Origin of the sequence: Roseibium marinum (assembly GCF_002906165.1) — a bacterium.
Lineage (GTDB): Bacteria > Pseudomonadota > Alphaproteobacteria > Rhizobiales > Stappiaceae > Roseibium > Roseibium marinum.
In genome coordinates this window covers 52,083-73,508 of record NZ_PPCN01000003.1, presented here as the reverse complement: position 1 = coordinate 73,508, position 21,426 = coordinate 52,083, and the positions used below count along the sequence as shown (strand labels likewise).

The following is a 21,426-nucleotide window of genomic DNA, read 5'->3' as shown; positions in this document are numbered from 1 at the left end:
AAAACCAGACCGCAAGAATACCAACCCTCGCAAGGCGGACACGATGTCGCTTCTGAAGTCATTCTTCCTGCTTGTCGGCCTGATGGTCTGCGCCGCGAGCGAGCCGTCCTTCGCCCAGTCCGGTCCGGAAGCCCTGCGCCCGCTGATCAACGGGCTGGCCGAAGGCAAATATGCCGAGACAGAGAAGCAGATCGGCGCTTTGGTCGCGACCGGCGATCCTGCGGTTGCCCCGGCGCTTGAAGCTCTTGGCGAAGGTGATCTTTATGTCCGCAAGTCGGACGGTGCGGTGTTCATCGCCACAAAAGCCGGCAAGGGCTATGCACTCACGGATCCGCTGACACTGGAACAGGCCGGAGAGGCCGGCCGCCGTGACGTTTCCAAGATCAAGGTCAACAACAAGCTGCGGCGCGTCCTGCGCTCCGCACTGGGATCGCTCACCCTGATGGCGGCGGACCCGCAGGTCCGCATGGCCGCAGCGGAGGCTATCTTCAAGGCACGGGACCCGGACGGCATCGAAGCGCTGGATGCGGCGCTCGCGGCGGAAACCGATGACGGCGTGCGCAAGGTGATGGAGGAAGCCCGGGCGGCGGCAGTGCTGAATTCCGATCTGGACGAACCCCAGAAGCTGGACGCGGTCCAGACCCTTTCGGTCATGGGCAACCGGGATGCCCTGTCTCTCCTGATCGGCGTCCAGTCGAGTGCCGGTGGCGCGGTGCGCGATGCGGCGACGCAGGCGGTCACCAGGATCCAGAAATCCATCGCCGCATGGGATGCGGCCCAGAATATCTGGTACGGACTGTCACTGGGCTCGGTGCTGCTGCTGGCGGCCATCGGTCTGGCGATCACCTTCGGCGTCATGGGGGTCATCAACATGGCCCATGGCGAGATGGTCATGATCGGCGCCTATGTCACCTTCGTGGTCCAGGAACTGATCCGCACCTCGGCCCCGGGCCTATTCGACTATTCCCTCTTCATCGCCCTGCCGCTCGCCTTCCTGACTTCCGGCGTCATCGGCGTCGCCATCGAACGCGGCGTCATCCGCTGGCTCTACGGACGCCCGCTGGAGACCCTGCTCGCCACCTGGGGGATTTCGCTGATGCTGCAGCAGGCGGTGCGCTCGATCTTCGGACCGACCAACCAGGAAGTCGGCAATCCGGACTGGATGTCCGGGGCTTTCGAGATCGGCCAGATGACCATCACCTATAACCGCATGTGGATCATCGTCTTCGCGATGCTCGTTTTCGCCGGGTTGATGCTGGTCCTGAAGAAAACGCCGTTCGGGCTCTACACCCGCGCGGTCACGCAGAACCGGCGCATGGCAGCCTCCATGGGTATCCGCACGCCGTGGGTCGACGCGATGACATTCGGTCTCGGGTCCGGCATTGCCGGGATCGCGGGGGTCGCCCTGTCGCAGATCGACAACGTCTCGCCGAACCTCGGCCAGGGCTACATCATCGACAGTTTCATGGTCGTGGTCTTCGGCGGGGTCGGCAATCTGTGGGGCACTCTGGTCGGGGCCATGACCCTCGGCATCGTCAACAAGTTCCTCGAGCCCTATGCCGGAGCCGTGCTCGGCAAGATCTTTGTGCTCGTGTTCATCATTCTGTTTATTCAAAAGCGTCCGCGGGGGCTGTTCGCCCTCAAGGGCCGGGCAGTTGAAGCATGATGACGTCCTTCCTCTTTCGCGCCCTGGATGCCCGGGCCGGCATCTTCCTGGCGATCATGGCCGCGGCGATCATCCTGGTCCCCGCCGCAAATCTCCTGGCTCCGGAAGGCTCCGCCTTCCACGTGCCGAACTACGCCGTCACCCTGATGGGCAAATATCTGACCTATGCCCTGCTGGCCCTCGCGGTGGATCTCGTCTGGGGCTATTGCGGCATCCTCTCGCTCGGCCATGCCGCCTTCTTCGCCCTCGGCGGCTATGCCATGGGCATGTATCTGATGCGCCAGATCGGCACGCGCGGTGTCTATGGCGACCCGAACCTGCCGGATTTCATGGTGTTCCTGAACTGGCAGGAACTGCCCTGGTACTGGTACGGCTTCGACATGTTCTGGTTCGCCGCCCTGATGGTGCTGCTGGTGCCCGGATTTCTGGCCTTCGTCTTCGGCTGGTTCGCCTTCCGCTCGCGGGTTACCGGCGTCTATCTGTCGATCATCACCCAGGCGCTCACCTATGCGCTTCTGCTCGCCTTTTTCCGCAATGACATGGGCTTTGGCGGCAACAACGGCCTGACCGATTTCAAGGACATCCTCGGCTTCGACATTCAGGCCGACACGACCCGCGCCGGCCTGTTCGCAGCCTCGGGTGTGGCGCTGGTTCTGTGTTTCATCATCTGCCGGGCCCTGACCCGCTCGAAACTCGGCAAGGTGCTGGTCGCGGTGCGCGACGCGGAAAGCCGGACCCGCTTTCTCGGCTACCGGGTGGAGCACTACAAGCTGTTCGTCTGGACGCTCTCCGCCATGATGGCCGGCATAGCCGGCGCGCTTTACGTGCCGCAGGTCGGCATCATCAATCCGGGCGAATTCGCCCCGGCCAATTCCATCGAAGTTGTGATCTGGGTCGCCGTCGGCGGACGCGGAACGCTGGTGGGCGCGGTGCTCGGCGCGGTTCTGGTGAATTTCGCCAAGACCTGGTTCACCGGCGCTTTGCCGGACATCTGGCTGTTCGCTCTCGGCGGCCTCTTCGTGTTCGTCACCCTGTTCCTGCCCAAGGGCATCGTCGGCACGGTCAGCCAGGGCTGGACGGCTCTCCGGCAGCGCAAGGTGTCCGCCGCCTATGAAGCCGGGTCGGACGTTCCGCCAGGCGCGCCACCGCAGTCACCGGGTGCCACGGCCAATGTGAGCGCCACCAAGCCCAACCCAACCCCGTCCGCTTCGGCCGGCGCCGAGCCACAGCCAGCGGAGTAAGAAAAATGGCACGAGCAACTAGTCTGCTTTATCTGGATGGGGTTTCGGTCTCGTTTGACGGCTTCAAGGCGCTGAACGAACTGTCCCTGACCATCGCCCCCGGCGAAATGCGCGCTATCATCGGCCCCAATGGCGCCGGCAAGACCACCATGATGGACGTCATCACCGGAAAGACCCGGCCGGACAGCGGCGAGGTCTTTTTCGATGGCACCATCGATCTCACCGGCGAGGACGAAGCCTCCATCGCGGAATTGGGCATCGGCCGCAAGTTCCAGAAACCGACGGTCTTTGAAAGCCATACGGTCTGGGACAATCTGGAACTGGCGCTGAAGGCGCCGCGCGGGCCGTTCGCAACCCTGTTCCATGTCATTACCGGCGGCGAGAAGAAGCGCATCGAGTATCTGCTTGAGCTTATCCGGCTCGGCGGAAAACGCAGCGAGCTTGCCGCCAATCTCAGTCACGGCCAGAAGCAATGGCTGGAAATCGGCATGCTGCTGGCCCAGGACCCGAAACTGCTTCTGGTCGACGAGCCGGCGGCCGGCATGACCGATGCCGAAACCGCGGAAACAGCAGAATTGTTGAAGGATATTGCCAATGATCACTCAGTCGTCGTGGTCGAGCACGACATGGTGTTTGTGCGTTCCCTGGGCGTCAAGGTCACGGTCCTTCACGAAGGATCCGTGCTTGCCGAAGGATCCCTCGACCACGTCTCAGCCAACGATCGGGTCGTCGAAGTTTATCTGGGACGGTGACGATCAGGTATGAAGTCCCTCCGCCGTCATCCCCGAAGCCGAATTGAAACACAGAGTCCGGAACTCCTTCCAGGATATTGTGTCCGTTAGGTCAGAACCCATGCTGCAAGTTGACAATATCGATCTTCACTATGGCGCCGCCCAGGCTCTCAAAAGCGTGTCGCTCACTGCCGAGACGGGCAAGGTCACCTGCCTGATGGGCCGCAACGGGGTCGGCAAGACCTCCACCTTGCGCGCGGTCGCCGGTCAGCACGGCATTTCGTCCGGCAGGATCGTCTGGAACGGGGAAGACATCTCCTCGCTGCCCGCGCATGCCCGCGCCAGAAAGGGCATTGCCATCGTCCCGCAGGGCCGGGAAATTTTTCCGCTGCTGTCGGTGAAGGAAAATCTCGAAACCGGCTACGCGCCGATCGCCCGCCGGGACCGGTTCATTCCCGAGACCATCTTCGAACTCTTCCCGGTGCTCAAGGATATGCTCGGCCGCCGGGGGGGCGACCTCTCCGGCGGACAGCAGCAGCAGCTCGCCATCGCCAGAGCGCTGGTCACCCGGCCGAAACTGCTTGTTCTGGACGAACCGACCGAAGGCATTCAGCCCTCGATCATCAAGGATATCGGCCGGGCGATTTCCTGGCTGCGCGACCAGGGCACCATGGCGATCGTCCTCGTGGAGCAGTATTTCGAATTCGCCCGGGACCTCGCCGACAACTATGCCGTGATGGACAGGGGCGAGATCGTTCTGTCCGGAGCCGGAGCGGATCTGTCGGAAACCGAAGTCAGGCGCTTTCTGACAGTGTGACGGGATCCACCCGGCAACCAATCTGCCGAGGCAGTTCAGCGAAGTGCTATCGAGCAAGAGTGCTGTTTGGATGGGCCCTCCCAGGGAGGCGGCCGGATGTGTTGAGGCCTCCTTCTCTTCAACGCGGGATTTGACGAAGCAGACCGGATTGATAGGGTGCGGGCATATAGTCAGCCCGCCTTCACATTCCGATATGGACCGCCATGCCCTCCTCCCTGCCTGAAAACGCCATCTCCGCCATTACAGACGCGGTTGACTTGAACTTCGAAAAACAAATCGCCTTTCTGCAGGAGATCGTCCGCATCCCTTCCCTGCGCGGAGAGGAAGCGGGCGTCCAGAGCGCCGTCGCGGACGCGCTGAAAACAAGAGGCTATCAGGTCGAGACCTATCCGATCGACACCGAAGCGCTGAAAAACCATCCGGCCTATTCGCCGGCAACGATCGACTACGCGGGCACATTCAATGTCAGCGGCCGGAAACCGCCGCAGAGCGCGGCAGGCCGGTCGCTGATCCTGAATGCCCATGTCGATGTCGTGCCGACCGCCAATCCGGCTCACTGGACCCATCCGCCATTTGCCGCGATCCGCGAGGGCGACTGGCTTTACGGCCGTGGCGCCGGGGACATGAAGGCCGGGCTCGCGGCCAATCTCTTTGCTGTCGATGCGATCGAGGCGGCAGGCTTCCAGCTCGAGGGCCCGCTGGAGTTCCAGTCCGTCATTGACGAGGAAGTCACCGGCAACGGCGCGGCCATGGCCATTCTTCGCGGCGCGGCAGCCGATGCCGTCCTCATTCCCGAACCGACGGATGAAGATGTCATCTACGCCAATTCCGGCGTCATCAAGTTCCGGATCTCGGTCCGGGGCGTCCCGGCGCATCCCCGCGAACCCGAAGCCGGGTTAAGTGCTATTGAAGCTGCGTTTCTCGTCATCGGGGAATTGAAGACAATAGAAAAGCGCTGGAACGACGAAAAACACAAGCATCCCGGATTCGAGCGGCTGAGCAATCCGGCAAGTCTCAATATAGGCACCATTCAAGGGGGGGAATGGCCATCTTCCGTGCCCTTCGAATGCATGTTCGAGGGCCGCATCGGCTTTTTCCCGGGGGAAGCTCCTGCCGGCCGGATGGAGGAAGTCGAACGGGCGCTGCAAAGCCTTTGTTCCGCAGACCCGCGTCTTGAAAAAGCCCAACCGAAGCTGGAGTGGATCGGCACCTGTCAGGCCGGCTACCGGCTGGAGCAAGGCACACAGGCCGAAGAAACGCTTTCGGCCGCACACAAGCTGGCGACAGGCGATCGGCTCGGAAGATCGATCATGGCCTGCTACCTGGATGCGGCGCTCTACATGAACCACGGCAACATTCCCGCCCTCACGTATGGTCCGCTCTCGCGTAACATTCACGGGATCGACGAATGCGTGAATCTTCCGTCCTTGAAACGGGTGACCCGGACGATCGCCCTGTTTACCGCCCAATGGTGCGGCATTTCGCCAAAATCCGGGCATTGAGATCGATCTCGATTCGAGCCGATTGATTGGCGCGGCGAAAACCGGTACCAACGCGCTCGAATTGAGTTTACGGCTTCGGTGGCACAGGATTGTTCCGCCCGGCCTTCCGGATATCGCTGCATCCGTGCCACCCGACATGGACGCAGCCTAGTCCGGATGAAAACGGCACTGAAAAACTTTAGGACTTGCCATGCGCGTTGCAATGATTGGGACCGGCTATGTCGGTCTGGTTTCCGGGACATGTTTTGCCGATTTCGGTCATGTGGTGACCTGTATCGACAAGGACGCCGGCAAGATCGACGCCCTCAATACCGGCAAGATCCCGATCTTTGAGCCAGGGCTTCAGGACCTCGTTGCAAAAAACGTGGCGGAAGAGCGGCTCTTTTTCACCACGAAGACGGAAGAAGCCGTCAGGGATGCCGATGCGGTCTTCATTGCCGTCGGTACGCCCACGCGCCGGGGCGACGGGCATGCGGATCTTTCCTACGTTTATGCGGCGGCCGAGGAAATCGCCGGGCTGATCGACGGGTTCACCGTGATCGTAACGAAGTCGACCGTCCCTGTGGGGACCGGCGACGAAGTCGAGGCCATCATCCGCAGGACCAATCCGGACGCCAAATTCGCCGTGGTTTCCAATCCGGAGTTCCTGCGCGAGGGCGCGGCGATCAACGATTTCAAGCGGCCGGACCGGGTCGTCGTCGGGACCGACAGCGAAGAGGCCGTCGGCGTGATGAAGGAGCTCTATCGTCCGCTCTACCTCAATGAGACGCCGATCATCGTCACAAAGCGCCGGACGTCCGAACTCATCAAATACGCCGCGAACGCGTTTCTCGCCGTCAAGATCACTTTCATCAATGAAATCGCCGATCTGTGCGAGAAAGTCGGCGCCAATGTCCAGGAAGTTTCCCGGGGCATCGGGCTCGACAACCGCATCGGCTCGAAATTCCTGCATGCGGGCCCCGGTTATGGCGGTTCATGCTTTCCCAAGGATACGCTCGCGCTTTCCAGGATTGCCGCCGATGCCCACTGCGACCTGAAGATCGTCGACTCGGTGATCGAGGTGAACGCCGCCCGGAAGAAGAAGATGGCGGACAAGGTCATCGACTTCATGGGAGGCGACGTCAGCGGCAAGACCGTCGCGCTTCTCGGGCTCGCCTTCAAACCCAATACGGACGACATGCGCGAGGCTCCCAGCATCGATATCGTCGAAAAGCTGCAGGCCGCGGGTGCGAAGATCCGCGCCTACGACCCGGCCAGCATGGAAGAAGCGGGCCATGTCATGTCCAACGTCCTGTTCTGCGACGGTCCCTACCATGCCATCGAAAACGCGGATGTGGTGGTGATCGTCACCGAATGGGACCAGTTCCGCGCGCTGGATCTTGAGCGGGTCAAGTCGCTGTTGAACGCTCCCAAAGTTGTCGATCTGCGCAATATCTACACGCAGGATTACATGACGGCGCATGGGTTCGAATATACCAGCGTCGGCCGGAGCTACTAAAACCCGCTCCCTGACAGCCAGTTCGGACGGCGTCACAAACGCCGGAACGCATAAGACCAAAAGGGCCGCTTTCGTGGCCCTTTTGGTCTTTCGAGGAACGCGGCGGATCGCACCGCGTCCAACCGCCATCGCGTGACTACACCCCGCCTTAAACGCCGGATTGCATTTGGCCGGTATTCGCGTGCGAAATGTTACCAATATTTCATGCGGAATTCGCTTTCGCGATGTTGTCCTGCTGTGTTCCGCATGGTAATCAAATCCTTAACGGATTAAAATTTTCCAAGACTTGTTAACCATTTAGTAACGATGCCGTGGCGTGAGCTAAAGCAACCGGATATGTTGGTTTTAGGAAACGTTTTAGTCCCCGCGCAATAGGTTGAGGCTGTCAAAGTTGGTTGACGAAACTGTTTCATATGACCGGAAGGACGGCCATCGGCAGGCGATGGAATTCCCCGGTTACGAGGTCCTCGGCTTTCCACTCAAAAAGCGTCTGGGCGGCTACAACCCTGTCCTGTTTCAGCGGTGGAAATTACACCGGTTCACCGGGAAAGTGCTCAAGAGAAGTCTCGATCTTGCCGGGGCCTCGGCAGGACTGGCGATGCTGATCCCGCTCTTCGCCCTTATTGCGATTGCCATTAAATCGACCAGCCGCGGGCCGGTCTTTTTCCTCCAGCAAAGACATGGCCTGAACGGCGCGCTTTTCACCGTCCTCAAGTTCCGCACGATGCACCTGCACATGTGCGACAATTCCGGTATTTCGCAGACCGTCGAAAATGACCCGCGCGTGACCTGGGTCGGCAGATTTCTTCGCAGCAGCAATTTTGACGAACTGCCGCAACTTCTCAACGTTCTGAAAGGTGACATGTCACTGGTGGGACCGCGTCCCCATGTGCCCGGCATGTTGGCGGCCGGGGTCCAATACGAAGCATTCGATGCCCGGTACATGGACCGCCATCGGGTCCGTCCGGGAATCACCGGGCTTGCCCAGGTGAACGGTTTCCGAGGAGAAACCAAAGACAGGCATGCCGCCCGCATGCGCCTGGAACACGATCTCAGTTACATCGAAAGACAGTCGGTCCTGCTTGACGTCAAGATCCTCGCCGACACGGTCGTCCAGGAATTTTTCGGGGGCAGCGGCTATTAAGGCCTTTTGCTTATCGTCCGCAAACCCTTCCGGACTCAACGCGCGGACGAGCGGACAAACCTGTTATAAATTACGATTACCAAGAATAGCGCTGAATTTGTCGCAGGCTGGAAATGGCAGTCGGGACAATCCGCCGCAAGCCCGCAGACTTTGAAATTTTTTACACTCGCAAATATTCCCTAGAGGCCATTTAAATATTGCCGCAATTTCCCGGAAGCTTCTACTTACATGCCAATATTTCCGGCCACGCCTCAAGCCTTTGAATTTAAATTATCTATCAGGAAATCAACGTTGAAAAGAAGACGCGACATAATTTAATATTATGTATGTTTGAAAACTTTAATTTCAACAAATATACTTCTAATATGTCGTACATAAATATTGATTTATCAAATTTTTGGAAATTAATCTCGGAACTCCAGAAATTACTTGTCAATCATGTGAGTCAATGCCGTCAGTTTAGACCCTCTCTAAGCTGTCCGTGTTCCTGAAGGGATCTGGCCGAGCCAGCCCACCCTCAGATCTTGTCCGGCGGACACCCGATTTCAGCAGATAACTTCGTCCCATGCTCCGGATGAGAACCAATTTGGGCCAGCCAGCTGGATATGGCTCCAGCAGGCCCAAAACAATGGAGGTTTTGATGAAGCATGCCAGTTTTCTCCTAGCCACGCTCTCCGTTTTCGCACTTTCCCTTTCGGCCGCCAAAGCCGAATCCGACCTGCTGAAAGACGCGCGTGACTATTTCGAGCCGGTTCCCCATGCCATTCCCTCGCTACCGGATAACCCCGTGACGCAGGAGAAAATCGAACTGGGCCGGATGCTGTTCTTCGATCCGCGCATTTCAAGCTCGGGTCTGCTTTCCTGCAACACGTGCCATAACCTTGGCATGGGTGGAGACGACAATCTGGAAACGTCGATCGGCCATGGCTGGCAGAAGGGGCCGCGCAACGCGCCGACCGTCCTGAACGCCATTTTCAACGAAGCCCAGTTCTGGGACGGCCGGGCGGCGGACCTGAAGGCGCAAGCCAAGGGGCCTGTGCAGGCCGGTGTTGAGATGGCCAGCACGCCGGAACGGGTGGAAGCCACACTGAACAGCATGCCGGAATATGTCGAGCGCTTTACGCGGGCATTTGCGGATAATGACGGACCCGCCATAAGCTTCGACAAGATGGCACGGGCCATCGAGGCCTATGAGGCCACCCTGATCACCCCCGCTTCGAAGTTCGATCTCTTCCTGGAAGGCAACGAGGCAGCATTGAGCGAACAGGAGAAGGAAGGCCTGACACTCTTCATGGATACCGGTTGCGCAAGCTGCCACGGTGGCGTCAATGTCGGCGGCGAGGGGTATTATCCGTTCGGTGTTATCGAAAAACCCGGCTCGGAAATCCTGCCGGTAGAAGACAAGGGCCGCTTTGCTGTGACCCAGACGGCGGACGAGGAGTATGTCTTCCGCGCCGCGCCCTTGCGTAACATCGAGCTGACCGCGCCATATTTCCATTCGGGCAAGGTGTGGGAACTGAAGCAGGCCGTCGGTATCATGGCCTCGTCACAGTTGGGGGCTGACCTGTCTGAGGAGCAGATCGATGCGATCGTCGCCTTCCTGCGTACCCTCACGGGTGAGCGGCCGAGCGTGGACTATCCGATCCTGCCGATCAGCACCAGCGGGACGCCGAAACCGGATCTCATGCAACCGGTCAAATAAACGAAGGACGGCATAACAACAGAGTCGGGAGCATCCTGTGTTCAAACCAACGCTGGATGCTCCAACACTTCAAAATCGATCAACTTTTCTGCCTTCATGTGGGTTCAGATGAAGGTATGCCGATCTTGAAAGAGGAGAGAGGGACCGTCCCTCTCTCCTCTTCTTTTATGACCGGATCAGGATGCGGAAATCAGTGTTGCCATGTGCTGCATGGCGAGCTGATAGCCGTCCACACCGCAACCCGCGATCACCGCGTCCGCCCGGGCGGATACATAGGAGTGGTGCCGGAAACTCTCCCGTTTGTGGATGTTCGAGATATGTACTTCGATCACCGGAAAGCTGCAGGCGGAAAGAGCATCCAGCAACGCGATGGACGTATGGGTATAGGCCGCGGGATTGATGATCAGCCCTTGCGCGGTTTCGCGGGCTTCATGGACCCAGCCGATCAATTCATGTTCCGCGTTGCTCTGATGGAAAACGACCTGCAGTCCGGATTTCCCGGCCTCCGCCTCGCACAGCAGGCGTACATCATCCAGCGTCCTGGATCCGTAGATCTCAGGTTCCCGCTTGCCGAGAAGATTGAGATTCGGTCCGTTCAGAACGTAGATGACCTTAACCATAAGTAGTTCCCTTGATTTGCAGCGACAGAATGGCGTTTAGCGGCGTTTTGTTCCAGTCAAACCCGCGTCTTGCACCATAGGATTGTGGATGATGACCCGATACAATGTATAAATTTCAACCCCGACTTGCCTAAACATGGTTTACGCATTATTAACAATAATATTCCAGTTTGAAATGAAACAGATCAACGGAATCCCATGATCAAACTGCGCGAACGGCTGGACACTCTTGAAGCTCTGATGGCGGCCATAGAAGGCTATCAGAACCTTCCGCTCGATGTTCTCTCCCAGTTTCTGCTTGACCATTATACGGTGGATCTGGATGTGCTGGCGCAGTTCGCCGATGCGCTGGAAGCAAGGTCCGAAAATGCGCGCAACAACGCCTACGCGGCGGAAACAAATGCGCAATCCGCGGCCTGACAGCAGGCGGCAACTCTTCAAAAATTCCAGAATTATCCGATAGGAGCCGCGCTTTGTTCGCCCTCAGCCGGTTCCGGTCCCTGGCCGGCCTGCCAGATTTTCTGGCGGTTGCGGATTTCCCGAGGCGCCGGTCCGAAATAGGTCGCGGTTTTTATGAAATCGCGCGGATGCAGGATCACGCTCGACACGCGCTGATATAGGGACTTGGCCGAGATCGGCTTGGACAGGAGCTCATGAACGCCCAGGCGGCGCGCTTCCACAATCCGGCTACGCTCGGTATGGGCCGTAACCATGATGATCGGAATATAAGCGAAGGGGTTGTTCGGGCTGCGGATCATGCGGACCATATCGGCCCCGTCCAGAATGGGCATGACCCAATCCAGAATGAGGATATCCGGATTGGCACGGTCCATCGCCTCGAGGCCGGACGCTCCGTCCTCGGCTTCAACGATCCGGCGTGCGCCGAAACCCTGCAACATGGTCCGCAGGATCGTGCGCATATAGGCACTGTCCTCGACCAGCAGGAATGTCAGTGAGGCAAGATCCAGGCTCACCAAATCCTCCTAAGTTTCAAGGCAAGTCTTGTCATGAAAGTCTGAACAATGGGTTAGCCCCGAGATTCCCGATGAATGAGCCCTCCGGTGAACGTGATATCGCGGCCGCGCCCGATCATTGCTGATCAGGGCTTTACGGAACATTTTGAAACGACACACCGGTATTCACAGCCCGGTAATCTTGCGCGGAGTTAATCTTTTTGCCGAAGCGGCGTTAACGGGTCTTTCAAGCCTGGGACACCATTGTCAGCCAGGGCACAGCAACAGGCGAGAGACCTTTGTCAACGATTGTACGAACCATGTCCCGGGATCCGGAATCATTCGAACAGGACGATTCGCTTTCGCGTGAGCGCAAGCCGTCCGAACCTGTTTCCGGTGAAAAAATCCGGGACAATCTTTTGCTTTTATCCGGTATCGGACTTTTGCTGCTGGCCTCCGGCATGGTGCTTTCCAACCTTTTTTCCTGAAACGGAATGCGCTCAGGCCTTCGGCGTCTTCGCGCAAAACAGCACGACACAGCCGATCAGCTTCATCTCGACCAGATTAAACCTGCGTGACAACTCGGCCTCCAAAGCTTCCGCCGTGTCGTGTTCATTGGAAAAGACGCCCTTGCGATTATAGATGCGCATGAGTTGGCGGGCAGCGGCGGAGCGGGGCACATCGCCCTGCAGGATCGTTGCGCCGAAAACGACGCCGTCTTCGGCAAGATGCGGCAGCAGGCGATCGAAGATCACCGCTTTTCCGGACATGGTTCCAGGAAGGCAGTGCAGGACATAGTTGAGCGCGATGGAGCCGAACGTGCCAAGCGATGCCGGCCAGGGCAGCAGGGCGTCCGCCTGGACTGTATGAGGCCTGTAACGCCGAATTCGGTCGGCTGCCTTTTGAAGGCAGTGCTCGTTCGGGTCGAGCAGCGTCACATTCGGACCGGAAACGGGATATTTCGCCCTGTCCAGAAAATAGCCGGTACCGACGCCGATATCCAGGTGGTCCGCGGCGAGGTGGCGATTGTAGAGGTCAATCATATGACGACTCGGGCAGCGCCAGATGAGCCGGTTGGAGAGCCCGAGCACCAATGCGTCATAGATAGCGAGCGATGTCTTCGAATAGACCGCATAGCCCGCCTTGTGCGCGTCCGGAAACTGTTCCATCCCTTGTACCTCTTCCATATCAATGAGGCACTCGTTAGCGATGCACCGGGAGGTTTGCAAGGATTAGCTTCGTTCAGTCGTCAGGCAAGTCGTCATCTTCCAGAATGCGCCACTTGGCGCCCTCCAGATCGTCGAACTGGCCGCTCTTCAAGGACCACAGGAAAGCGCCCAGACCCAGTGCTCCGAGGAAAAGCGCAATCGGGATCAGGTAGATCAGGACATCCATGGCAGCGTCATCCTTGAGCCCTTTCGCCCGACGTCCGAGCAGGCGCGGCCCTAACTTCGGGACGCCCCTCCCCCCAGCGCAGCTTGAGGGCATTGGCCGTGACGGCCAGCGAGGAGGCCGACATGGCAACGGCCGCCATCAGCGGCGTCACGAAGCCGGCGACAGCCACCGGAACCGCTATCATATTGTAAAGGACGGAGATCCAAAGGTTCTGCTCGATGGCCGCGCGGGCCCTTTGCGACAGAAGCAGCGCATCGGCAACGGGCTGCAGCCTGTCACCCAGGAAAACCGCGTCCGAGGCCGCCTGGCTGAGGTGGACCGCCGAGACGGGCGACAGGGAGACATGGGCGCCCGCGAGCGCAGGCGCATCATTCAGGCCGTCGCCCACCATCAGCACCTTGCGGCCGGCCTGCTGCAGCACCTCGAGACGGGCAATCTTCTGCGCGGGCTTCATTCCGGCCTGCCAGTGAGGGATGCCAAGCACATCCGCGCAACCGGCCACGGCCGGTTCCGTGTCGCCTGAAACGATCTCGAGCGCGTATCCCGCGGCCTTCAGATGATCGATCACCGCACGCGCGTCCGGCCGCGGGCTCTGGCGGAAGGGCAGAAGCCGCACCGGCCCGTCGCCGAAGCGGATCGCGAGAAGCGATGCGCCGGGAACCTCCCTCAAGGCACCCTCGATCTGCCGCGCCGTCGCGCCGCAGAACTGCGGGCTGCCGAGACGCAAGCGCTCACCTTCCACAACGGTCTCCAGTCCCGCCCCCGGGACTTCCTTCACCTCCGGCAAGGGCGTGATGGCGTGCGTTGCCCTGACCAGGGCCATCGACAACGGGTGACGGCTGGCAAGCGCCAGGCGACCCGCCAGCGCCACCAGACGATCCTTTGCGTCGAACGGGCCACAGAGTTCCGGTTCGGCAAGGGTCAGCGTGCCGGTCTTGTCGAAAAGGATGGTATCGATGTCGGCGAGGCGCTCTATGGCGTCGCCGGAGTTCAGCAGCACGCCGCGGCGGAAAAGCTGCCCGGAGGCAACCACCTGAACGGCGGGAACGGCAAGGCCAAGCGCGCAGGGACATGTGATGATCAGCACCGAGATGGCGATCACCAGCGCCGGCTGCCACTCCATGCCCGCGAGCAGCCAGCCCAGAAACGTCAGCCCGGCCGCGCCGTGGACGAGCGGCGCGTAAAGCCGCGCGGCCCGGTCGGCGATGCGGACATATTTCGATTTCGCCTGCGAGGCGGCCTCCAGAAGCCTGTTGACCTCATCGAGCAGCGTCGCTCCGGAGGCGGCCTCGACACGCACCTGAAGCGCGCCGGAACCGTTGAGCGTTCCCGCATAGACGCGCTGGCCGGGATCCACGGGCACAAGACCGCTTTCGCCGGTGACGAGGCTCTGGTCGATTTCCGAGGTGCCCGTTTCCACCACGCCGTCCACCGGAACGCGTTCGCCCGCGGACACCAGAACGAGATCTCCTGCGGCAATCCTGGACAGCGGAACTTCCCGCACGTTGCCATCGGGCAGGATCCGGGCGGCGACTTCCGCCTTGAGGGCGGCGATGTTTTCGGCAAAGGAGCGGGTGCGCCCGCGCATGTTGTGATCGAGATACCGGCCGACCAGCAGGAAGAACAGCAGCATGACGGCCGATTCAAAATAGGCGTGATGCTGGTGCTGCACCGTCTGCACCACGGACAGCGCCACAGCCAGGACCACGCCGATCATGATCGGCACGTCCATGTTCAAGCGCCCGGACGCCAGCGCCTTGAAGGCGCTCCTGAAGAAGGGCCGTCCGGCATAGGCCACCGTCGGCAAGGCGATCAGGGCCGACAGCCAGTGGAAGAAGTCCCTCGTCTCCGCCTCGATCCCGGTCGCGTTGCCCGACCAGACGGAGACCGACAGGAGCATGATGTTCATGCCGGCGAAGCCCGCCACCGCCAAGCACCGCAAAAGCTCCTTGCCAGTGCGGTCCTGACGGTCTTTCTGGCTTGCCGGGTCGAACGGATGGGCGGTGTAGCCAAGCCGTGCCAGCTCGGCGACGATTTCGTCCGCTCCGGTCTGGTCCTCCACCCAGTCGACCGCCAGGCGCTGGCTGGTCAGATTGACGCGAGCCGCGCGGATGCCCGGCAGGCGCTTCAACCCGCGCTCGATATCGCCCATGCAGGCCGCGCAGGTGATGCCGTCGACGGCAAGATCCATGTGGACAGCACCGTCCTTGCCGGGCGTTACGAAAGCCTGCCAGTCGCGCTGATGAACCGTCACGTCGATTGCCTTATTCCTTCAGGAAAATCCGGTTCTCGGATTTGAATTTCCGCGCACCGCCCTCTTCGATCTCAAGAATAAGTGTCCAGTTGCCTGCCGGAACCTTCTCCAGATCGGCGGTATAGCGTCCGCCGCCATCCGCATTCAGAAAGGCTTCGATATCCGATGCTTCGCGGGCCGGATGCCGCAAAAGGGCGTGAACCTCGACCCCGTAGAGCGGCGTTCCATCCGCGTCGGCGGCGGTCACGACCAACCGGCCGGTTCCTTCCGCGGTTTGAACGACTTCACCCGACACCTGCCAGTCCAGCTCCGCCTGTATCCTCGCGGCGGCGATTTCCTCGTTATACGCCTGACCGGCTTCATAAGGGCGATCCTCGACCACGCCCGGGAACGATCCAAGCGCGAGATAGATGAAGATCCCGTTCGCGGCGAAGATCACGCCGAAGAAAGCAAACAGCCAGACAAGGACTGTCTTGCCGGTGATCGCCTTGGGGTCCTTCATGCTGGATTGAACCATCGACATTTAATCCTCCTCAAGGTTTGTCCGGTGCTTTGAAATTGTCTTTCGCGGTTACCACTTCACCCATCACGCTGTCGGTGATGCGGAAAGTCACGGGCGTCGAGCCGGGCATCTTTTCGCCGGGCGGCGAGGTTACCAGGATGCGGACTTCCCGCGTGGTATCCGGCCCGACCTCGATGATCGGCCGTTCGGCGAAGGTGGTTTCCACACCGATGGCTTCCATCTTTGTGTTGGGCGGCATGCCCTCGATATTCAGCATGAAACTGCGGGGATGCTGGCGCTTGTTGGAAAGGCGCACCGTATAGCCGTTGCGAACCGTGCCGTTGGACTGTTCCACGAAGACCGGATTGCGGTCATGCAGAACGCTGATATCGGCGAAATCCCGGGTCAGCAGCGCGAACAGCATGATGGCGCTGACCAGGACGATGAGAGCGGCGTAGATTACCGTCCGGGGCCGGACGATTTCATAAACCGACTCCTTGCCCTCGATCCTGCGCTGGATGTTTTCATCGGTATCGTAGGCGATCAGACCTGTCGGCTTGCCGACCTTGGTCATGATGTTGTCGCAGGCATCGATACACAACCCGCACTGGATGCAGTCGAGCTGCATGCCCTTGCGGATATCGACCCCGGTCGGACAGACATGAAAACACTGGTAGCAGTCGACGCAGTCCCCTGCCGGAAGACCCTGCTCCACCAGCTTCTTGTTCTGTTTCAGGGAGCCGCGCGGCTCGCCCCGGTCCCAGCGATAGGTGACATTGAGGGCCTTTTCGTCCGTCAACGCCGCCTGAATGCGCGGCCAGGGGCACATGTAGATGCAGACCTGCTCGCGCATGAAGCCGGCCAGAAGATAAGTGGTCGCCGTCAGGATCGCGATCCAGACATAGGCGACGAGCGGCGCCTGGAAGGTGAGAAGCTGCCAGACCAGCGTCGGCGCGTCGTTGAAGTAGAGAACCCAGGCCCCCCCGGTCCACCAGGCGATCATCAGCCAGAAGAAATGCTTGGTGGCCCGCTTGCGGACCTTTCCGAAGGTCCAGGGTTCCTTGTCCAGATTGATACGGTCCCGCCGGTCGCCCTCGACCTTGCGTTCGATCCACAGGAACATGTCCGTCCAGACAGTCTGCGGGCAAAGATAGCCGCACCAGATCCGGCCGGCGACCGCATTCATCAGGAACAGCCCCACCGCGGCAAGGATCAGCAGACCGGTGAGATAATAGACTTCCTGCGGCCAGATCTCGATGAAGAAGAAGTAGGCCCGCTTGTGCACCATGTCGACCAGAACGGCCTGATCGGGTGCGTTCGGTCCACGGTCGAAGCGGATGAACGGCAGGAAATAATAGATGCCGAGCGTGATGAAGAGCAGCGTCCACTTGATCCTGCGGAACAGGCCGTGGGTCGCCATGGGATAGATCTTCTTGGCGGACGCGAACCACTCGTCGGTGTGCGCGTCGTCATGGCTTTCCGTGTCCGTGGACATTCCGTCCGTCCTTCTGTCGAAAACGATCCTGCCCCTCCAGGATCCAGCGGATAACGACGGACCGCTGGATCCGTCACGCTGCAAACACTAATCCGGCGCAAGGCGGACTGACTTTGCGCCGGATCAATTCATGCGCCCATTGCGCGCCTTGCCGCAGGGCCGCGGCTTATTGACCGCCCCCGAAGGAGTGGACATAGACCGTCAGCGACTTGATCGTCGCGGCGTCCAGCCGGTCGATCCAGGCCGGCATCACACCGTTACGCGGCGCATGGATCTGCGCCTTGATGTCGTCCAGGGACTTGCCATAGAGGTAATTGGCCGACATCAGGCTGGGCGCGCCGACTTCCTGGATACCTTCCAGGCTGTCGCCGTGACAGGCCGCGCAATTGTCCTCGTAGAGCACCTGTCCGGCGGCCAGGTCAACGCCGTCCTCTGTCTCCACATCAGCCTTGGAGGCGACGAAATTGGCGACCTGGGCAACCTCCTCGCGGCTCAGCAGTTCGTCGCGGCCGAAGGCCGGCATCTCGCCGATACGCGCATCGTCATGGTCCGAGCGGATGCCGTAGAGCAGCGTGGTGTGGATGTCGTCCAGCGTACCGCCCCACAGCCAGGTATCGTCCTGCAGGTTCGGATAGCCTTCGGCTCCCGTTGCGCCCGAGCCGTGGCATGGCGCGCAATTGTCACCGAAGGCGGCCTGTCCGTTCGCCTGGGCGAATTGCAGCAGTTCCTGATCGAGGGAGATATCTTCCAGGGACGCCGCGATGATCTTGTCGGCGAACTCGGAACGCCCCGCGACGCCCTCGTCAAAGGCGGCAATCGCTTCGGTCCGCTGATTGGCCCCCAGCACACCGGTGGTGTAGCTGGAGATCAGCGGCCAGGACGGGTAGAGCACCCAGTAGACCGCGGCCCAGACGATGCAGGCATAGAAGCTGTACAGCCACCATCTCGGCAGTGGATTGTTCAGTTCCTTCAGCCCGTCCCATTCGTGGCCGGTCGTCTCGACGCCGGAGATCCGGTCGATTTCTTTTTCGTGCGTGTCTGCCATGGTTCAGTCCTCCCGGAACGGGATTTTGGCGGCGTCATCGAACTTCTTGCGATTCTTCGGCCACAGGGCGTAGGCCAGAACCACGCCGAACAGGATCATGAAATAGATGAGGCCCCAGGTCTGCGCGAAGGCCGCAACAGCGGTATATGTCTCGTTCATCGCCTTACCTCGCGTTTGCCTTGTCGTCATAGATGGAGAAGTCGACCATGGTGCCCAGCACCTGAAGATAAGCGACCAGCGCGTCCATTTCGGTGACGTCCTTCAGGTTGCCGTCGAAGGTGCGGATCTTTGCCGTCGGCCAGCGTTCCTCGAACTCATAGGCCGCATCGGTGTCCGGCCTTGCCTGACCCATAAGGTCAGCCGCGGCGTTGTCGATCTGCTCCTGCGTATAGGGCGTCCCCAGGAAGGCGTTCACGGAGAGATCCGCCTGGATATCGCGGGTGCTCAGGCGGTTTTCCGCCAGGAACGGATAGCCGGGCATGATAGAGGCCGGAACCAGGGAGCGGGGATCCTTCAGATGCTCCACATGCCAGTCGTCGGAATATTTTCCGCCGACGCGGGCAAGATCCGGTCCGGTGCGTTTGGAGCCCCACTGGAAGGGATGGTCGTACATGCTTTCGGCGGCCAGCGAATAATGGCCGTAGCGCTCCAGTTCGTCGCGCATCGGGCGGATCATCTGCGAGTGGCAGGTGTAGCAGCCCTCGCGGATGAAGATGTTGCGCCCGGTGAGCTCCAGCGGCGTATAGGGCCGCATGCCCTCGGTCTTCTCGATGGTGCTCTTCAGGTAGAAGAGCGGTGCGATCTCGACCAGGCCGCCAATGGCGACCACGATCAGGATACCGATCAGGAGGACGAAGGAGTTCTTTTCAAAGACTTCGTGTTTTTTCCAAGCTGACATTTTCGTCCCTCCCTTATTCGGCCGGAGCCAGGGAGCCGGCCGGCGTGGCTTCGGCTTCCTCAGCCTCACCATGACGGACAGTCATCCAGAGATTATAGGCCATGATCACGGCGCCCAGCAGGAAGAGCGCGCCGCCAAGAGCCCGGATTATGTAGAAGGGATGCATCGCCTCGACGGTTTCCACGAAGGAGTATTCCAGGAAACCGAGCTGATCGTAGGCGCGCCACATCAGGCCCTGCATGATCCCGGACACCCACATCGAGGTGATGTAGAGAACGATCCCCAGGGTCGACAGCCAGAAGTGCCAGTTCACCAGTTTCAGCGAATAGAGGCCCTTCCTGTTCCACAGCCACGGAATGAGGCAGTAGAGCGCGCCGAAGGAGATGTAGCCAACCCAGCCGAGCGCACCGGAATGCACGTGGCCGATGGTCCAGTCGGTATAATGCGACAGGGAGTTGACGGAACGCAGGCTCATCAGCGGACCTTCGAAGGTCGACATGCCGTAGAAGGCGACGGAGACCACCATCATGCGCAGCACCGGATCGGTCCTGAGCTTGTCCCAGGCGCCCGACAGCGTCATCAGGCCGTTGATCATGCCACCCCAGGAGGGCATCCACAGGATGATGGAGAAGGTCGCGCCCAGCGTCGAAGCCCATTGCGGCAGCGCCGTATAATGCAGGTGGTGCGGACCGGCCCAGATGTAGATGAAGATCAGCGCCCAGAAGTGCACGATGGACAGGCGGTAGGAATAGACCGGCCGGTCGGCGCGCTTGGGGATGAAATAATACATGATGGCCAGGAAGCCGGCGGTCAGGAAGAAACCGACCGCGTTATGGCCGTACCACCACTGCACCATGGCATCCTGCACACCGGACCAGACGATGTAGGACTTGGTCGAATAGACCGACACCGGGATCGTCAGGTTGTTGACGATGTGCAGCATGGCGATGGTGACGATGAACGCCAGGTAGAACCAGTTGGCCACATAGATGTGCGGTTCCTTGCGCTTCCACAACGTGCCGAGGAACAACAGCAGATAACATACCCAGACGATGGTCAGCCACAAGTCGGCGTACCATTCCGGCTCGGCGTATTCCTTGCTCTGCGTGGCGCCGAGCAGATAGCCGGTGCCGGCGATCACGATGAAGACGTTGTATCCGACGATCACGAACCAGGGCAGGATCTTGCCGGGCATGCGCGCACGGCTGGTGCGCTGGACCACATACATCGACGTCGCCAGCAGCACGTTGCCGCCGAAGGCGAAGATCACCGCGGAGGTGTGCAAGGGGCGCAGGCGACCGAAATTTGTCCAGGGCAGATCGAAGTTCAGCGCCGGAAAGGCAAGCTGAAGGGCGATCACCAGCCCGACGGTGAAACCGGCGAGGCCCCAGAACATCGCCGCGACCGAGCCGAACTTGACCGGTCCGAAGTTGTAGTTGGGTTTGCCGCCGATTTCCTGCGGGATCGGTTCCCCGCCGTCGTCGAAATATTTCTTGAAGATCACAAACACGCTGACGGCGGCGACCAGTGCGCCGATGCCCGCGTGAAATGCCATGACCTGATCGAAGGTCTTGCCCGCCACGATCAGGCAGGCGAATGCAAGCAGCACAAGGAAGATGGCGAAACCGCCTTCCTCGAGCGAAATCATTTTGGCCTTGTTTTGTGCCATTTTTAGCGCCCCAGTCTTTAGATATCGTTACAAGGTGCCAACGATGGCACGACCATGCACATGACTCGCTTTGAGCCGCGTTGATTCATATCAAGACGCCGGGATGCGCCATGGCTCTTGCGCAAACTGCCGCAGGATGGGCGCATTGTGTCGCAGGTCGGGCGGAAAGAGGATTGGGGGGGGGCGGGAGACGAGCAAGGGCGGGATGTAGGCGTTTGTTGCGGCGCTGATTATTGACTGGATTGGGGCCGGGGCTGGCAGCAACTGGCCGAGGATGCAACAAATACCGCCAGT

The 21,426-nt window shown here is 60.1% G+C and carries 20 protein-coding genes; 9 read left to right on the top strand and 11 right to left on the bottom strand.

The features are described from left to right. Nucleotides 1–43: 43 nt before the first annotated feature. From urtB to CLV41_RS09450, 8 genes are all read left to right on the top strand, one after another. Nucleotides 44–1,666, top strand: coding sequence for an urea ABC transporter permease subunit UrtB (gene urtB / locus CLV41_RS09485; RefSeq protein ID WP_208987411.1), 1,623 nt, complete (start codon nucleotides 44–46; stop codon nucleotides 1,664–1,666). Continuing rightward, nucleotides 1,663–2,907, top strand: coding sequence for an urea ABC transporter permease subunit UrtC (gene urtC / locus CLV41_RS09480; protein ID WP_103222095.1), 1,245 nt, complete (start codon nucleotides 1,663–1,665; stop codon nucleotides 2,905–2,907). The genes urtB and urtC overlap by 4 nt, the downstream gene beginning before the upstream one ends. Nucleotides 2,908–2,912: 5 nt before the next feature. Next, a complete protein-coding gene (urtD, locus tag CLV41_RS09475) occupies nucleotides 2,913–3,659 on the top strand; it encodes an urea ABC transporter ATP-binding protein UrtD (protein WP_103222094.1) in 747 nt (248 codons plus the stop codon). Nucleotides 3,660–3,759: 100 nt separating this feature from the next. Continuing rightward, on the top strand, nucleotides 3,760–4,455 hold the full coding sequence (gene urtE / locus CLV41_RS09470; protein WP_103222093.1) for an urea ABC transporter ATP-binding subunit UrtE: 696 nt from the start codon (nucleotides 3,760–3,762) through the stop codon (nucleotides 4,453–4,455). A 203-nt stretch (nucleotides 4,456–4,658) separates the two neighbouring features. Beyond that, nucleotides 4,659–5,957 (top strand): ArgE/DapE family deacylase, encoded by a 1,299-nt coding sequence (locus CLV41_RS09465; RefSeq protein ID WP_103222092.1) that lies wholly within the window; start codon nucleotides 4,659–4,661, stop codon nucleotides 5,955–5,957. A 190-nt stretch (nucleotides 5,958–6,147) separates the two neighbouring features. Then, nucleotides 6,148–7,455, top strand: a complete 1,308-nt coding sequence (locus CLV41_RS09460; RefSeq protein ID WP_103222091.1) for a UDP-glucose dehydrogenase family protein — start codon at nucleotides 6,148–6,150, stop codon at nucleotides 7,453–7,455. 391 nt (nucleotides 7,456–7,846) lie between these two features. Continuing rightward, nucleotides 7,847–8,599: a sugar transferase gene (locus CLV41_RS09455; RefSeq protein ID WP_235867100.1), complete on the top strand. Its 753-nt coding sequence runs from the start codon at nucleotides 7,847–7,849 to the stop codon at nucleotides 8,597–8,599. A 640-nt stretch (nucleotides 8,600–9,239) separates the two neighbouring features. After that, nucleotides 9,240–10,301: a cytochrome-c peroxidase gene (locus CLV41_RS09450; protein WP_103222348.1), complete on the top strand. Its 1,062-nt coding sequence runs from the start codon at nucleotides 9,240–9,242 to the stop codon at nucleotides 10,299–10,301. Between the two features lie 176 nt (nucleotides 10,302–10,477). Here CLV41_RS09450 and aroQ read toward each other — a convergent pair whose 3' ends face one another. Further along, complete coding sequence (gene aroQ, locus CLV41_RS09445) at nucleotides 10,478–10,921, bottom strand: type II 3-dehydroquinate dehydratase (RefSeq protein WP_103222090.1); 444 nt, start codon at nucleotides 10,919–10,921, stop codon at nucleotides 10,478–10,480. A 198-nt stretch (nucleotides 10,922–11,119) separates the two neighbouring features. Here aroQ and CLV41_RS09440 point away from each other — a divergent pair, with 198 nt between their 5' ends. Next, a complete protein-coding gene (locus CLV41_RS09440; RefSeq protein WP_103222089.1) occupies nucleotides 11,120–11,341 on the top strand; it encodes a hypothetical protein in 222 nt (73 codons plus the stop codon). Between the two features lie 32 nt (nucleotides 11,342–11,373). Here CLV41_RS09440 and CLV41_RS09435 read toward each other — a convergent pair whose 3' ends face one another. The 10 genes from CLV41_RS09435 to ccoN all read right to left on the bottom strand — a co-directional run bounded on the left by CLV41_RS09435 (nucleotide 11,374) and on the right by ccoN (nucleotide 21,132). Beyond that, the gene (locus CLV41_RS09435) at nucleotides 11,374–11,895 is read right to left on the bottom strand and encodes a response regulator (protein WP_103222347.1); all 522 of its coding nucleotides are present in this window, start codon (nucleotides 11,893–11,895) and stop codon (nucleotides 11,374–11,376) included. A 479-nt stretch (nucleotides 11,896–12,374) separates the two neighbouring features. Further along, the gene (locus tag CLV41_RS09430; RefSeq protein WP_103222088.1) at nucleotides 12,375–13,043 is read right to left on the bottom strand and encodes a class I SAM-dependent methyltransferase; all 669 of its coding nucleotides are present in this window, start codon (nucleotides 13,041–13,043) and stop codon (nucleotides 12,375–12,377) included. A gap of 73 nt (nucleotides 13,044–13,116) precedes the next feature. Continuing rightward, nucleotides 13,117–13,269, bottom strand: a complete 153-nt coding sequence (ccoS, locus tag CLV41_RS09425; RefSeq protein WP_103222087.1) for a cbb3-type cytochrome oxidase assembly protein CcoS — start codon at nucleotides 13,267–13,269, stop codon at nucleotides 13,117–13,119. 7 nt (nucleotides 13,270–13,276) lie between these two features. Then, entirely contained in the window at nucleotides 13,277–15,523 is a 2,247-nt protein-coding gene (locus tag CLV41_RS09420) for a heavy metal translocating P-type ATPase (RefSeq protein ID WP_103222086.1), read from the bottom strand. Between the two features lie 10 nt (nucleotides 15,524–15,533). Beyond that, entirely contained in the window at nucleotides 15,534–16,046 is a 513-nt protein-coding gene (locus CLV41_RS09415; protein WP_103222085.1) for a FixH family protein, read from the bottom strand. A gap of 10 nt (nucleotides 16,047–16,056) precedes the next feature. Beyond that, nucleotides 16,057–17,520, bottom strand: a complete 1,464-nt coding sequence (ccoG, locus tag CLV41_RS09410; RefSeq protein WP_208987410.1) for a cytochrome c oxidase accessory protein CcoG — start codon at nucleotides 17,518–17,520, stop codon at nucleotides 16,057–16,059. A gap of 166 nt (nucleotides 17,521–17,686) precedes the next feature. Next, nucleotides 17,687–18,565 carry a cytochrome-c oxidase, cbb3-type subunit III gene (gene ccoP / locus CLV41_RS09405; RefSeq protein WP_103222084.1) on the bottom strand — a complete coding sequence of 293 codons (879 nt, stop codon included), beginning with the start codon at nucleotides 18,563–18,565 and terminating at the stop codon, nucleotides 17,687–17,689. A gap of 3 nt (nucleotides 18,566–18,568) precedes the next feature. Beyond that, entirely contained in the window at nucleotides 18,569–18,724 is a 156-nt protein-coding gene (locus CLV41_RS09400) for a cbb3-type cytochrome c oxidase subunit 3 (RefSeq protein WP_103222083.1), read from the bottom strand. Between the two features lie 4 nt (nucleotides 18,725–18,728). Continuing rightward, on the bottom strand, nucleotides 18,729–19,463 hold the full coding sequence (ccoO, locus tag CLV41_RS09395; RefSeq protein WP_103222082.1) for a cytochrome-c oxidase, cbb3-type subunit II: 735 nt from the start codon (nucleotides 19,461–19,463) through the stop codon (nucleotides 18,729–18,731). Nucleotides 19,464–19,476: 13 nt separating this feature from the next. Further along, entirely contained in the window at nucleotides 19,477–21,132 is a 1,656-nt protein-coding gene (gene ccoN / locus CLV41_RS09390; protein ID WP_103222081.1) for a cytochrome-c oxidase, cbb3-type subunit I, read from the bottom strand. Between the last annotated feature and the right edge of the window lie 294 nt (nucleotides 21,133–21,426).

What these genes read in the sequence shown, in the direction of transcription:
- urtB (WP_208987411.1), top strand. Translation starts at nt 44, where the DNA reads ATGTCGCTTCTGAAGTCATTCTTCCTGCTTGTCGGCCTGATGGTCTGC.
- urtC (WP_103222095.1), top strand. Translation starts at nt 1,663, where the DNA reads ATGATGACGTCCTTCCTCTTTCGCGCCCTGGATGCCCGGGCCGGCATC.
- urtD (WP_103222094.1), top strand. Translation starts at nt 2,913, where the DNA reads ATGGCACGAGCAACTAGTCTGCTTTATCTGGATGGGGTTTCGGTCTCG.
- urtE (WP_103222093.1), top strand. Translation starts at nt 3,760, where the DNA reads ATGCTGCAAGTTGACAATATCGATCTTCACTATGGCGCCGCCCAGGCT.
- CLV41_RS09465 (WP_103222092.1), top strand. Translation starts at nt 4,659, where the DNA reads ATGCCCTCCTCCCTGCCTGAAAACGCCATCTCCGCCATTACAGACGCG.
- CLV41_RS09460 (WP_103222091.1), top strand. Translation starts at nt 6,148, where the DNA reads ATGCGCGTTGCAATGATTGGGACCGGCTATGTCGGTCTGGTTTCCGGG.
- CLV41_RS09450 (WP_103222348.1), top strand. Translation starts at nt 9,240, where the DNA reads ATGAAGCATGCCAGTTTTCTCCTAGCCACGCTCTCCGTTTTCGCACTT.
- aroQ (WP_103222090.1), bottom strand. Translation starts at nt 10,921, where the DNA reads ATGGTTAAGGTCATCTACGTTCTGAACGGACCGAATCTCAATCTTCTC.
- CLV41_RS09440 (WP_103222089.1), top strand. Translation starts at nt 11,120, where the DNA reads ATGATCAAACTGCGCGAACGGCTGGACACTCTTGAAGCTCTGATGGCG.
- CLV41_RS09430 (WP_103222088.1), bottom strand. Translation starts at nt 13,043, where the DNA reads ATGGAACAGTTTCCGGACGCGCACAAGGCGGGCTATGCGGTCTATTCG.
- ccoS (WP_103222087.1), bottom strand. Translation starts at nt 13,269, where the DNA reads ATGGATGTCCTGATCTACCTGATCCCGATTGCGCTTTTCCTCGGAGCA.
- CLV41_RS09415 (WP_103222085.1), bottom strand. Translation starts at nt 16,046, where the DNA reads ATGTCGATGGTTCAATCCAGCATGAAGGACCCCAAGGCGATCACCGGC.
- ccoG (WP_208987410.1), bottom strand. Translation starts at nt 17,520, where the DNA reads ATGTCCACGGACACGGAAAGCCATGACGACGCGCACACCGACGAGTGG.
- ccoP (WP_103222084.1), bottom strand. Translation starts at nt 18,565, where the DNA reads ATGGCAGACACGCACGAAAAAGAAATCGACCGGATCTCCGGCGTCGAG.
- CLV41_RS09400 (WP_103222083.1), bottom strand. Translation starts at nt 18,724, where the DNA reads ATGAACGAGACATATACCGCTGTTGCGGCCTTCGCGCAGACCTGGGGC.
- ccoO (WP_103222082.1), bottom strand. Translation starts at nt 19,463, where the DNA reads ATGTCAGCTTGGAAAAAACACGAAGTCTTTGAAAAGAACTCCTTCGTC.
- ccoN (WP_103222081.1), bottom strand. Translation starts at nt 21,132, where the DNA reads ATGGCACAAAACAAGGCCAAAATGATTTCGCTCGAGGAAGGCGGTTTC.